Genomic DNA, 12323 nt, shown 5'->3' on the forward strand with positions numbered 1-12323 from the left:
AACGCGGCAAAACACTCTTTTTTCGCCCGCGCTTTTTCGCCCGCGCGCGTGATCCGGCAGGGCCGTCACGCGTGGCCGGCAATCTGACTGAGATTTGCCACATCGATACCGATGGAGGCCAGGACGCCATCATATTTCTGGTCGATATCGCCTTCGAACAGAAGTTCCGGTGTCGCCGGACAGGTCAGCCAGCCATTCTCGCCTATTTCCATCTCAAGCTGCCCGGCTCCCCATCCGGCATAGCCAAGCGCCATCAGGGCATGTCGCGGGCCCTGGCCGAGCGATATGGCCCTGAGCATGTCGACCGTGGCCGTGAGACAGATACTGTCGGAAACGGGCATGGAGGATTCCACGACATAATCGTCCGTGTGGAGCACGAAGCCCCTGCTCCGGTCGACAGGTCCTCCGTTGCGGACCGGCATGTTTCGCGCTTCATGCGGCAGGCGGATGGCCTCCGACTCCTCCAGAATTCCGAGCTGGACGAGGATATCCGGAAAGGCGAGCTGTTGCGGCTGGTTGATGATCAGCCCCATCGCGCCTTCATCGCTATGGGCGCACAGATATATCACCGCCCGCGCAAAGCGCTCATCGCGCATGCCAGGCATGGCGATCAGGAAATGGTTTTCCAGATATGGAAGTCCCGACATTTCCTCACTGTGCCCTTGGTCTGTGGTATTTTCTCGGCTTTCCATGTTTCAGCCTAGCCGGTTTTCCCATGGCTTGAAAGACGGATATCACGACGCTGCGGGATGCCGCTCACGCATTTATGATGCTGCCGTGCGGAAGTGTGCCTTGCAGGTGGGGCGACCCGACTGCAATCTCTCACCATGATTCGAACTGCCTCCCTGATCCTTATGCTCCTGATGAGCGCGCAGGTACATGCTGCCTCCAGCCAATGGCAGGAGAGCGAAGGCGGATCGGTTCGCCTCGTCACCGTCGGACTTCCAGATGACGACGGTCGCCTGCGGGGTGCCCTCGAGATCGATCTCAAGCCTGGTTGGAAGACCTATTGGCGCAATCCCGGTTCTGCCGGCATTCCACCGCAGATCGACATCTCACGCAGTGCGCATATCAGCGCCGCCGAGCTGCAATACCCGGCGCCGGAACGTATTCACGATGGCGAAACGCAATGGGCAGGTTATACGCAGTCCGTGGCTCTGCCTGTCACCTTCACACTCGATCAGGCAAACGCTGTCACGCTGATCGATGTGGATGTCTTTCTGGGGATATGCGAGACAATTTGTATTCCTTTTCAGGCATCTTTCACTTTCGATCCCGCGGCAGATGCCGACAATGTCAGCGATGCACTTACAGTCCGCCGCGCCTTCGCATCGCTTCCGTCGCCCGCAGCGGCGGCGTTCGGGATAGTTTCCGCTGAAAGCACGGGCGGCGCCATTCTGCTTAGAGGCCATGTCCCCGCTTCAATGCGGGATCCGACCCTCTTTCTCGATCACGAGCGCGCGCACCTGCTCGGTACACCACGGCTGGAAAACCGCGAGGGTGACACGGCCAGCTTTATTGTTGAAATAATGAACGGTGATATCGAGAAACTTCAAAGCACTCCGCTTATATATACGCTGACGGCCGGTGGAGAGGCCGTCTCGGGGGGTATCCAAATCCCTTGAATCGTATTGATACTAGATCGTTTTTCAGGAGCCTCTGATGAAAATTTCCGTTGGTGACCGCATCCCCGATACACGCTTCAAGAAAGTCAGCACCGAAGGTGCAAACGAGGTTGCAGCGCCCGAATTCTTTGCCGGTCGCAAAGTGGTTCTGTTCGGGGTACCGGGAGCCTTCACCCCGACCTGCAGCAACAGCCATCTGCCGGGTTTCGTAGAGAATGGTGATGCGATCCGTGCCCGCGGTGCCGACGACATCGCCGTCGTCTCCGTGAACGACGCTTTCGTGATGAAGGCCTGGGCCGGCTTCACTGGCGCGGAAGACAAGATCACCTTTATCGCCGATGGTAATGGTGACTTCACTCGCGCACTCGGGCTCGATGCGGATCTGTCCGTCGCCGGGCTCGGAAACAGGTCGAAGCGCTATTCGATGATCGTGGACGACGGTGTCGTCAGCGCGATCAACATCGAGGAGAATCCGGGCCAGGCTGAAACGAGCGGTGCCGCCCGCATTCTTGAGCAACTTCAGGGCTGAGACACCGCCCTTCTCTGAAGAATCGCAATCCAATGCGTCTTCATCCTCGGAGCCATGCTCCGAGGATACCCCGGGCAAAGCTCGGGCAGGAGCGAAAAATAGTGTTCCGCCCTAAAGGTGCGACGGAGGGGCCTCGCCTGGCCGCTGCTCCACCAGTCCCGTTAACGCGCGTTACCGCCGCTTTTTCTTGAAAGGCTCCATACCCGCGCGCGCCAACGCATCGGCCCGCTCGTTTTCGGGATGGCCAGCATGGCCCTTGACCCAGTGCCATTTGATCTTGTGTCGCTTGCTTGCTTCGTCCAGCGCCTGCCAGAGCTCGGCATTTTTCACCGGCTTCTTGGCGGCCGTTTTCCAGCCATTGCGTTTCCAGCCCTCGATCCAGCCGGAAATGCCGTCGCGCACATAAACGCTGTCGGTGTAAAGATCCACGTCGCAAGGCCGTTTCAGCGCGTTGAGGGCTTCAATGGCGGCCTTCAATTCCATCCGGTTGTTGGTGGTTTCGGCCTCGCCGCCAGAGAGTTCTTTCTCCACGCCGTTATGCCGCAGCAGCGCGCCCCAGCCACCGGGCCCTGGATTACCCGAACAGGCTCCGTCGGTGAAAATTTCCACGCTTGTCACTTTATGCCGATCCCGTATTCAGATGCCGATCCGATCTGCCGGTGAAAGCGCAGGCGGCGTATATACTCCATGGGATCGCGTTTGTTCACCAGCGCTCCATCGGCAATGGTCAGCCAGTCATAGAGCCGGGTCAGCATGAAGCGCAGCGCGGAACCTCGAGCCAGTAGCGGCAGCGCCTCGATCTCGTTCGCATCCAGAGGGCGCACCGACTGATAGCCTTCCAGCAGCGCCGTGCCCTTGGTCAGGTTGTAGGAACCGTCTTTTTCGAAGCACCAGGCGTTGAGTCCGGTGGCGATGTCATAGGCCAGGAGATCGTTGCAGGCGAAATAGAAATCGATGATCCCCGATACCTTGTCACCGAGGAAGAAGACATTGTCAGGGAAGAGGTCGGCATGGATAACGCCGGTAGGCAGATCCGAAGGCCAGCCTTCGTTCAGCGCGTCCAGGTCGGCCTCCACCTCGGCCTCCAGCCCCGCCTCCACCTCGTTTGCCCGAGACTTCGCCATTTCCCATAGCGGCCGCCAGTCGCCGATGGTGAGCGCATTCGCGCGCGTCAGTTCGAAGCCGCGCGCCGCAAGATGCATGCTCGCCATGGCCTTGCCCACCTCGTGGCAATGGCGTGGAGCAGGCTTTCTCAGCCACATGCCTTCCAGAAAGGTGATGAGTGCAGCCGGCCGACCGGCAATTTCGCTTACCACGGCCCCATCGCGCCGACGCACCGGAAGCGGACAGTTCACGCCATGTTGCGCAAGGTGCTCCATCAGACCCAGAAAGAATGGCAGGTCGGAGCGTTCCACACGCTGTTCATAGAGGGTCAGGATGTAGGCTGCTCTGGAGGTGTGAAGCAGGTAGTTGGAGTTTTCCGTACCTTCGGCGATGCCCTTGTAGGACAGCAGGTCCCCAACATCGTATTGCTTGAGGAACGCACCCAGCTCGACCTCGGAGATATCCGTATAGACTGCCATGCTTATGCGTTGCCATTCACAAAGGCCATGTCGGCGCTGGTCAGTTCCACGTCGCGGATTGCACGCATGACGGGAAAATTCTCGGTTTCTTCGGCGGTGATTGCAAGCTCGACCGTGACGTCGAACCGCTCGCGGAATGCATCGATGATCTCGTTGACGATGATTTCGGGCGCGGAGGCGCCGGCGGAGAGGCCGAGAACACGAATGCCATCGACTTCGTCCCACGGAATTTCAGACGCCCGCTGCACGAGCAGGGATCGTTTGGCCCCTGCCCTCTCCGCAACCTCCACAAGACGACGTGAGTTTGACGAGTTGGGTGCACCGACAACGAGGAACAGGTCCGAACCCGGTGCCGCCTTTTTCACAGCCTCCTGCCGGTTGGTGGTCGCGTAACAGATGGATTCGGCCGCTGGCGCATGCAGATCCGGGAAACGGTCTTCCAGAGCCTTGAGAATGTCTGCCGTGTCCTCCACAGACAGAGTTGTCTGGCTCACAAAGCCCAGTTCCGCGCCATCGGGCCGTAAAAGCGTGTTGGCGCCTTCCACCGTCTCCACCAGGGTCACCGTGCCCTCGGGCAGTTGCCCCATCGTGCCGATCACCTCGGGATGACCCGCATGGCCGATGAGCAGAACATGACGGCCCAGCCGGTGATGACGCATTGCCTGTTTATGAACCTTGGAGACCAGCGGGCAGGTTGCATCCAGATAGAAGAGGTTGCGGTTCTGGGCATCCGCCGGGACCGATTTCGGCACGCCATGTGCGGAAAAAACGACCGGGCAATCACGATGATCTTCGGGAATTTCGCTCAGTTCCTCGATGAAGACGGCCCCGCGTTCCTGGAGCCCCTCCACCACATAACGGTTGTGAACAATCTCGTGGCGCACATAGACCGGCGCGCCGTATTTCTTCAGCGCCAGCACGACGATCTGAATGGCGCGGTCAACGCCTGCACAGAAACCGCGAGGCCCGCAAAGCCGTACCGTCAGCTTCTGTCTTGTCATGTCGGCAGCCGTCATCTCTTGTCCCCTTGCTGATGCCGGAATTGGGGGTGTGGGGCCCTCAATGTCAAGGCCCCGGAGCCAAAGAACGCGATCACACGCTCCGCCGGTTTCTTCGCCACCAGACGAAGAGCACCCCGCATAGCGCCAGGGCAAGCCCATACCAGGTAATCGCATACTGCAAGTGGCTGTTCGGCAGATCGATACGCGTCACGCCGCCCACGGGCAGTCCGCCGGGATTGGGCGTGTCATCAGCGTCAACGTAGAACGGGAGAACCCGTGCGGCATCCGGCAATCCGGCAGTGCGCGCCATCGCATCGAGATCCTTCCAATAGAATATGTTCTTGCTGATATCATTGTCTGGAACGATGAAAGACGGCTTCTCGCCAATCCCGTTGCGGGCGAGCCCGCTGATGCGCACGCCGCCGACAATCTGTCCTTGGGTGCGCATCTCCGACTCTTTGCGATCGAAGGGCACGAAACCGCGATTGACGAAAATGAAGCGGCCGTCGTCAAGTCTGAGCGGTGTGTGAACAAAATAGCCCGACTGCCCCTTCCAGGTTGCGAAATAGTGGCGCTCGCCCGTGTGCCGGAAGGCGCCCTCAACGCGCATCGGCCGGTACTCGACATCACCGGTTTCAGCGTAGATGCGCTCGATGCTGGCGAGATCCGCCGGCTTTGCATTGATCCGCGCCTCGATCTGCGCAAGCAGCGCCTCCTTCCATTGAAGTCGCTGCACCTGCCATGTCCCGAGCGCCAGAAGGCAGACGAGTACGATAAGGCTCAGAAGCAGCAGAAGCCAGGTAAAGCCCGACCGGGAGGATTTGACTTCAGGCACGGTCATTATCGTTCGAGCTCTCCTTGCTCCGCCTTGTTACGATATTGCAGTGAGATCAGCAGGCCCTTCATCAGGCGTAGCGCCGTAAGACAAAGAACCAGCGCAAGCGGTATCCAGAGTATGAAATGCACCCAGAGCGCAGGGCCGAGCGACACTTCCACCCACAGAGCCAGTCCCACAACCAGAAAGCCGATGATCAGAATGACGAAGACCGCAGGTCCGTCGCCGGCATCGGCAAAGCTATAGTCCAGCCGGCAATTGTGGCATTCTCGTCCCACGGTCAGAAAACCGGAAAAGAGCCGCCCTTCCCCGCAGCGCGGGCAACGACCGCCAAGCCCGGCGCTGACCGGATCAACCGGTGGCCAGATCGCCCGATCGACGACCGGTTTGTCACTGCATGAGTTTTCCTGTCGCTCGATCATGTCGTTTCAACCCGGCGCAAGCCCCGGGGATGTGCGCCGCCCGTTTCACTGAATGTCCCTGCGCTCTAACATGGCGGGCCCGCCCGGTCGACGCCGCCTCATGACGCACCCCGGGATAGGACGAGAATGTGCTCCAAAAAAGAAAGCGGCCAGGTTTCCCCAGCCGCCTTTCGCATTCTCACACTGCCTTCTTAGCCATGCGCGATGGTCGCGCCCGCAGAGGCCCAGACGTAGACGAAGGTGAAGAGGAAGAGCCACACCACGTCAACGAAATGCCAGTACCAGGCAGCCGCCTCGAAGCCGAAATGATGCTTCGGCGTGAAATCACCGGCCATGGCGCGCAGCAGGCAGACCAGCAGAAATATGGTGCCGACAAACACGTGGAAGCCGTGGAAGCCAGTCGCCATGTAGAATGTTGCCCCATAGATCGAATCAGAGAAGGCAAACGGTGCGTGCATGTACTCATAGGCCTGAACAAAGGAGAACAGCACGCCCAGCGCCACGGTCAGAGCCAGTCCCCACACGAGGCCCTTGCGGTCGTCTTCGAGCAAGGCATGGTGCGCCCAGGTTACCGTCGTACCGGAGAGCAGAAGAATGATCGTGTTGTAGAGCGGCAGGTGGAAGGGGTCGAGAACCTCGACGCCCGCCGGCGGCCACATGCCCCCGGTGAACTCGGCGCGCGTAGCCTGTACGGCCTCGCCCGGGAACAGGCTGGCATCAAAGAACGCCCAGAACCACGCCACGAAGAACATCAGCTCCGAGGCGATGAACATGATCATGCCGTAACGCAGATGAAGCGAAACGACGCGGGTATGATGTCCCTCATGTCCTTCGCGGATCGTATCGGCCCACCAGGAATACATGGTGAAAAGCACCAGAAAGAGACCGATCAGGAAAAGCCAGAAGTTGGTCGCGGCGAGATCAACACCGAAAATGGTGAAATCGGAGCCGTTGAGCGCCTTCATCCAGGCGATGCCGCCAATGGACATGATCAGGGCGCCGAGCGAGCCGAGGAACGGCCATGGGCTCGGGTCGATGATGTGATAGTCGTGATGTTTTGCGTGCGCGTCGGCCATGTCAGCCCCCGAGATTCTCGTTCTGATTGGTGTTGGTCTTGGGCGCGGCAGCCACCGGCGCCTTCTTCTCAAGCGGGAAGAATGTGTAGGAAAGCGTAATCGTTTTCAGGTTCTTCAACTCAGGCACGTTGACGATCTCCGGGTCGACAAAGAAGACGACCGGCATGTCATAGGATTGTCCCGGTTGCAACTCCTGTTCCGTGAAGCAGAAGCACTCAACCTTGTTGAAATAGGCTCCGGCCCGCGCCGGCGAAACGTTGAACGTCGCCGTACCCGAAGTGGGCTCGCTGGACAGGTTGCGCGACACGTAGGAGATCTGCTTCGTTTCGCCGAGGCGCAGGGTCACCTCGCGCTGCTTCGGCTGAAACTCCCACGGAACGCCGTTCGTGTTCGCGTCGAAGCGGACGGTGATGGTCTGGTCCAGAATCGTATCGGAATACTGCTCGACACGCTGAGTGGTTCCCCCATAACCCGTCACCTGGCAGAAAAGCTGGTAAAGCGGTACGGCTGCGTAGGCCATACCCACCATGCCGCCCACCACGGCAACGCAAAGGATCGCTGCATTGCGATTTCGATGCCCTGCTGTCTCTTTCCGGTTTTCCGGCTTGCCACTCATGTCAAACCTCACATCGCGCGCTCGAACAGGCCCGGCCCGAGCTTGGCCAGGCTGCCGACATAGACGAGCACAACGAAGACAGCGAGCGCGATGGCAAGGGCGATGTTGCGCTTGCGGCGGGCCCTGAGCTGCGCTTCGGTGGGCTTGAGAAGATCCTTGTCCATTATCTCACCTCAGGAAACCAGGCCAAGGCTTATGAGCAGCCGGTCGGCGAGAAGCGCCGTGAACAGGACGAAAAGATAGAGCAACGAATAGCCGAAAAGCGCCTTGGCGGGTTTCATGCTCGTATCGCTTTCCGGCATGCGCAGCACCTGCCAGGAATACCAGACGAAGCCGCCCCCCAGAATGGCGGCAACCGCGCCATACGCAAAGCTCGCGAAACCTGCCACCACCGGCAGGATACCGCTTGCGGCGAGAAGCAGCGCATAGATGAAAATCTGCTTCCTGGTCGCGGCATGTCCGGCGACATTGGGCAGCATCGGAATGCCCGCGCGCTCGTAGTCGCCCGATTTGAAAAGCGCCAGCGCCCAGAAGTGCGGCGGCGTCCACAGGAAGATTATCAGGAAGAGCACCAGGCTTTCCATGCTCACCGTGCCGGTGACCGCGGCCCAGCCAACGACCGGCGGGAGCGCGCCCGCGGCACCGCCAATGACGATGTTCTGCGGCGTCGAGCGCTTGAGCCACATCGTGTAGATCACGGCGTAGAAGAAAATCGTGAAGGCCAGCAGCGCTGCGGCCGTCCAGTTGGCCATCAGGCCGAGTGTGGCCACGGAAAACGCCGAGAGCACCAGACCGAAGCCAAGCGCCTCGCCCGGCGTGACGCGACCGGCCGGAACTGGCCGGCGGGCCGTGCGCCCCATCACCGCATCGATATCGGCGTCATACCACATGTTGAGCGCGCCCGAGGCTCCCGCACCAACGGCGATGGCCGCGATGGAGATCATGGCGAGCAACGGATTCGGCACACCGGGAGCCATCACCATGCCCACAAAAGCCGTAAAGACGACAAGCGACATGACGCGTGGCTTCAACAGCGCAATGAAATCGCCGGGCGCTGCCTCGGAAAGGCGCAGCCCCGTATCGTCCATATGCTCCTGATCAACCAGTGCCATGTTGTGCCTTCGTTCTGTTAATCGGTTGCGCGGCACATTCGAAGACGGGCCGCGCAACCTTCATGCTTTGAATTTGCCTGCGATCAGCGGATCTTCGGCAGCTGTTCCCACTGGTGGAAAGGCGGCGGCGAAGAAAGCTGCCACTCGAGGGTCGTCGCACCCTCGCCCCATGGGTTGGCGCCAGCCGGACGCTTCTTGGCGAATGCCTCGAAGACACCGAACAGGAACACCAGCACACCGATGGCCGCGAGATAGGAGCCGTAGGACGACACCATGTTCCAGCCAGCAAACGCATCCGGATAGTCGATATAGCGGCGCGGCATGCCGGCCAGACCCAGGAAGTGCTGCGGGAAGAAGATGACGTTCACGCCAATGAAGGTAATCCAGAAATGCACCCGGGCGATGAACGAGTTGTACATGTAGCCGGTCATCTTCGGGAACCAGTAGTACCAGGCAGCGAAGATCGCGAACACGGCACCCATGGAAAGCACGTAATGGAAGTGTGCAACCACGTAGTAGGTGTCGTGCATGGCGCGGTCGAGACCGGCATTGGCGAGCTGCACGCCCGTCACACCGCCAACGGTGAACAGGAAGATGAAGGCGATGGCCCAGATCATCGGCGTGCGGAACTCGATGGAACCGCCCCACATGGTAGCGATCCACGAGAAGATCTTCACGCCCGTCGGAACCGCGATCACCATCGTTGCGAACACGAAGTAACGCTGCGTGTCGAGCGACAGGCCGGTCGTGTACATGTGGTGCGCCCACACGATGAAGCCGACGGCGCCAATGGCGACCATGGCGTAGGCCATGCCGAGATAACCGAAGATCGGCTTTCTCGAGAAGGTCGAGACGATGTGGCTGACAATGCCGAAGCCTGGCAGGATCAGAATGTACACTTCCGGATGACCGAAGAACCAGAACAGATGCTGGAACAGGATCGGGTCGCCGCCGCCTTCAGGCGCAAAGAAGGTCGTGCCGAAGTTGCGGTCCGTCAGAAGCATGGTGATGCCGCCGGCCAGAACCGGAAGCGACAGGAGCAGCAGGAACGCGGTAATCAGCACCGACCAGGCAAAGAGCGGCATCTTGTGCAGCGTCATGCCCGGAGCACGCATGTTGAAGATCGTGGTGATGAAGTTGATCGCACCGAGGATCGACGACGCACCGGCAATGTGGATCGACAGAATGGCGAGATCCATAGCGGGGCCGGGCTGACCGGAGGTCGAAAGCGGCGGATAGATCGTCCAGCCGCCACCCGTTCCGTAGGCACCGGCCGGGCCCTGAACGAAAAGCGACATGAGCAGCAGGATGAACGCCGGCGGGAGCAGCCAGAACGAAATGTTGTTCATGCGCGGGAACGCCATATCCGGCGCGCCGATCATGATCGGCACCATCCAGTTAGCGAAGCCGCCGATCAGCGCGGGCATGACCATGAAGAAGATCATGATGAGGCCGTGCGCCGTTGTGAACACGTTGAACATGTGCTTGCCGGCGTCGATGGCTGCATCGCCCTCGAAACCGTAGACCATGGCGGCAAGGCCATGGAAAATCTGGATGCCGGGTTCAGCAAGCTCCCAGCGCATCATGACGGACAGGAAGCCGCCGATGATACCCGCGCAGATGGCGAAGATCAGGTAGAGCGTGCCGATGTCCTTGTGGTTGGTGGAATAAACCCACCGGGTCCATCCGGTTGGCTTGTGTTCGCCATGGGCGTCATGGGTTGTAGCGCCTGCCATTTCCTACCGCTCCATTTCCTCTCTGGTCGTCTGCCGGCTCATTCGCCAGCAGACGCAACTTTCGTCTTGCCCTCGATCGCGGCCATCAAAGCCTTGTTGGCGCCGGCGAGGTCTTCACCCGCGGCTGCGATCCAGGTGTCATATTGGTCTTGAGCCACAACGCGGATGGCAATCGGCATATAGGCGTGATCCTTGCCGCACAGTTCCGAGCACTGACCGTAGTAGAGGCCTTCCTTCTCGGCCTTGAACCAGGTCTCGTTGATGCGGCCGGGAACGGCGTCAACCTTGACGCCGAAGGCCGGCATGGCAAAGGCATGGATCACGTCGCTCGCCGTCACGAGGACGCGCACAGTGGTGTCGACGGGAACGACGATTTCATTATCCACGGCCAGAAGACGCGGATAGACAGACTTGTCTTCCTTGCCAGCGTCGGCACGCTCGTCTTCCTTGAGCATGAGAGAGCTGAAGGAAACGGGCTCTTCAAGCTGGTATTCGTAATCCCAGTACCACTGCACGCCCGTGGCCTTGATGGTAAGGGCCGGTTCCTCCTCGGGCGTGTACTGCGCCGTAAGAAGCTGGAACGACGGCACCGCCAGGAACAGCAGCACGATCACGGGACCAACGGTCCAGATGACTTCGATCAGCGTGTTGTGGCTGGTGCGCGACGGCGTGGGATTTGCCTTTGCGCGGAAACGCACAATGCACCAGGCCAGCAGGGCCATCACCAGAATGGTGATCGGCACGATGAACCACAAAGTGTATTCCTCGAACCAGGTGATCTCGTGCATGATGCCGGTTGCAGCCGGTTGAAAGCGCATCTGCCAGGGCTCAGGTTGCGCAGCAACGGCGCCCGTGGCGAGAAACGGCAGAGTGGCAAGGCCAACAGCGATATTCTTCATAACCCTCGTCATCTCCCGTGGCGACACGGCAAGCCGGAACGTCCGGTTTTGCCGCAAAGGGAATTCTGGCTTTTTATAGGCGCGTTCAAACCATACTCTCATTTGAACCGCAAGGAAGGCGTTGGATGCGACGTGCGGCATTTTTGCGCCCCTTCGGCAGGCTCATACTGCCGTCCATATTGAAAGTGCAATAGCACAAAACGCCGGGGCGTCCCATTTCGGTCGGAATTGCCCGCAAATGTCATTATTGTTTTCGCGTAATCGGGTTTTCCCAATCTTTTGCCGAAGCCCTCCCTTTTCGCCAACTGCAATCGCAGGATAAATTGCCCTGATTCGTACGGGAGCCAGGAACCATGAGCACGTCCTTCCTCAAATGCGCCGCTGTAGCGCTCGCGATGACCGTTTTCCCCGTCCTGGGCGCGCACGCGCAGCAGAGCGGTACGGTTCGCTCGACTCATGGGGCGTGGTCGATCCTGTGTGACACGCCTGCTGGCGCCTCCAGCGAACAGTGCGCGATGATGCAAAACGTCGTTGCTGAAGACCGGCCGGAGATGGGGCTTTCAGTCGTCGTGCTTCGCACCGCCGACGGAAAAGCGGAGATCCTGCGTGTTCTGGCTCCGCTCGGTGTGCTCCTGCCGAATGGCCTTGGGCTCAATGTGGATGGCAAGGATATCGGCCGCGCCTATTTCGTGCGCTGTTTTCAGGATGGCTGCTACGCTGAGGTGATCCTCGAGGATCAGCTTGTGGAAACCTTCAAGACCGGCCAGTCCGCCACCTTCATCGTCTTCCAGACTCCGGAAGAAGGCATTGGCATCCCCGTGGATCTCAACGGTTTTGCTGAAGGTTTCGACGCCCTGCCCCGCTAATCGCGGAAGTTCCTGTCCAAGCC

Annotated in this window: 15 protein-coding genes; 3 read left to right on the top strand and 12 right to left on the bottom strand. The window is 59.8% G+C overall.

What is annotated here, in order from left to right:
- Positions 1-65: 65 nt before the first annotated feature.
- Positions 66-692 (bottom strand): YqgE/AlgH family protein, encoded by a 627-nt coding sequence (locus tag P2W41_RS13545; protein WP_404933414.1) that lies wholly within the window; start codon positions 690-692, stop codon positions 66-68.
- 135 nt (positions 693-827) lie between these two features.
- Between P2W41_RS13545 and P2W41_RS13550 the strand changes: the two genes are divergently transcribed.
- Together P2W41_RS13550 and P2W41_RS13555 are read left to right on the top strand one after the other, a co-directional pair.
- Complete coding sequence (locus tag P2W41_RS13550) at positions 828-1625, top strand: protein-disulfide reductase DsbD domain-containing protein (protein WP_404933415.1); 798 nt, start codon at positions 828-830, stop codon at positions 1623-1625.
- Between the two features lie 37 nt (positions 1626-1662).
- Positions 1663-2154, top strand: a complete 492-nt coding sequence (locus P2W41_RS13555) for a peroxiredoxin (protein ID WP_292899834.1) — start codon at positions 1663-1665, stop codon at positions 2152-2154.
- A 171-nt stretch (positions 2155-2325) separates the two neighbouring features.
- Here the strand turns inward: P2W41_RS13555 and rnhA are convergent, their stop codons facing one another.
- From rnhA to coxB, 11 genes are all read right to left on the bottom strand, one after another.
- Positions 2326-2772 (bottom strand): ribonuclease HI, encoded by a 447-nt coding sequence (rnhA, locus tag P2W41_RS13560; RefSeq protein WP_292899832.1) that lies wholly within the window; start codon positions 2770-2772, stop codon positions 2326-2328.
- Positions 2769-3737 (bottom strand): homoserine kinase, encoded by a 969-nt coding sequence (locus tag P2W41_RS13565; protein ID WP_404933416.1) that lies wholly within the window; start codon positions 3735-3737, stop codon positions 2769-2771. The genes rnhA and P2W41_RS13565 overlap by 4 nt, the downstream gene beginning before the upstream one ends.
- A gap of 2 nt (positions 3738-3739) precedes the next feature.
- Positions 3740-4753: a 4-hydroxy-3-methylbut-2-enyl diphosphate reductase gene (gene ispH / locus P2W41_RS13570; RefSeq protein WP_404933417.1), complete on the bottom strand. Its 1014-nt coding sequence runs from the start codon at positions 4751-4753 to the stop codon at positions 3740-3742.
- A 76-nt stretch (positions 4754-4829) separates the two neighbouring features.
- Positions 4830-5579, bottom strand: coding sequence for an SURF1 family protein (locus P2W41_RS13575; protein ID WP_292899826.1), 750 nt, complete (start codon positions 5577-5579; stop codon positions 4830-4832).
- Complete coding sequence (locus P2W41_RS13580; protein ID WP_404933418.1) at positions 5579-5995, bottom strand: DUF983 domain-containing protein; 417 nt, start codon at positions 5993-5995, stop codon at positions 5579-5581. The genes P2W41_RS13575 and P2W41_RS13580 overlap by 1 nt, the downstream gene beginning before the upstream one ends.
- A gap of 191 nt (positions 5996-6186) precedes the next feature.
- On the bottom strand, positions 6187-7071 hold the full coding sequence (locus P2W41_RS13585) for a cytochrome c oxidase subunit 3 (RefSeq protein ID WP_292899822.1): 885 nt from the start codon (positions 7069-7071) through the stop codon (positions 6187-6189).
- 1 nt (position 7072) lies between these two features.
- Positions 7073-7687: a cytochrome c oxidase assembly protein gene (locus P2W41_RS13590; RefSeq protein WP_404933419.1), complete on the bottom strand. Its 615-nt coding sequence runs from the start codon at positions 7685-7687 to the stop codon at positions 7073-7075.
- Between the two features lie 8 nt (positions 7688-7695).
- Entirely contained in the window at positions 7696-7851 is a 156-nt protein-coding gene (locus P2W41_RS13595) for a hypothetical protein (RefSeq protein ID WP_404933420.1), read from the bottom strand.
- Positions 7852-7860: 9 nt separating this feature from the next.
- On the bottom strand, positions 7861-8799 hold the full coding sequence (locus P2W41_RS13600) for a heme o synthase (RefSeq protein ID WP_404933422.1): 939 nt from the start codon (positions 8797-8799) through the stop codon (positions 7861-7863).
- A gap of 83 nt (positions 8800-8882) precedes the next feature.
- Positions 8883-10535, bottom strand: coding sequence for a cytochrome c oxidase subunit I (gene ctaD, locus P2W41_RS13605; protein WP_292899814.1), 1653 nt, complete (start codon positions 10533-10535; stop codon positions 8883-8885).
- 38 nt (positions 10536-10573) lie between these two features.
- Positions 10574-11434 (bottom strand): cytochrome c oxidase subunit II, encoded by an 861-nt coding sequence (gene coxB, locus P2W41_RS13610; protein ID WP_292899812.1) that lies wholly within the window; start codon positions 11432-11434, stop codon positions 10574-10576.
- A gap of 395 nt (positions 11435-11829) precedes the next feature.
- Between coxB and P2W41_RS13615 the strand changes: the two genes are divergently transcribed.
- Positions 11830-12300: an invasion associated locus B family protein gene (locus tag P2W41_RS13615; protein WP_244423510.1), complete on the top strand. Its 471-nt coding sequence runs from the start codon at positions 11830-11832 to the stop codon at positions 12298-12300.
- The last annotated feature ends 23 nt before the right edge of the window (positions 12301-12323 follow it).

Origin of the sequence: Nitratireductor sp. L15S-10, assembly GCF_045011005.1 — a bacterium.
In the GTDB taxonomy this organism is placed as follows: Bacteria; Pseudomonadota; Alphaproteobacteria; order Rhizobiales; family Rhizobiaceae; genus Nitratireductor.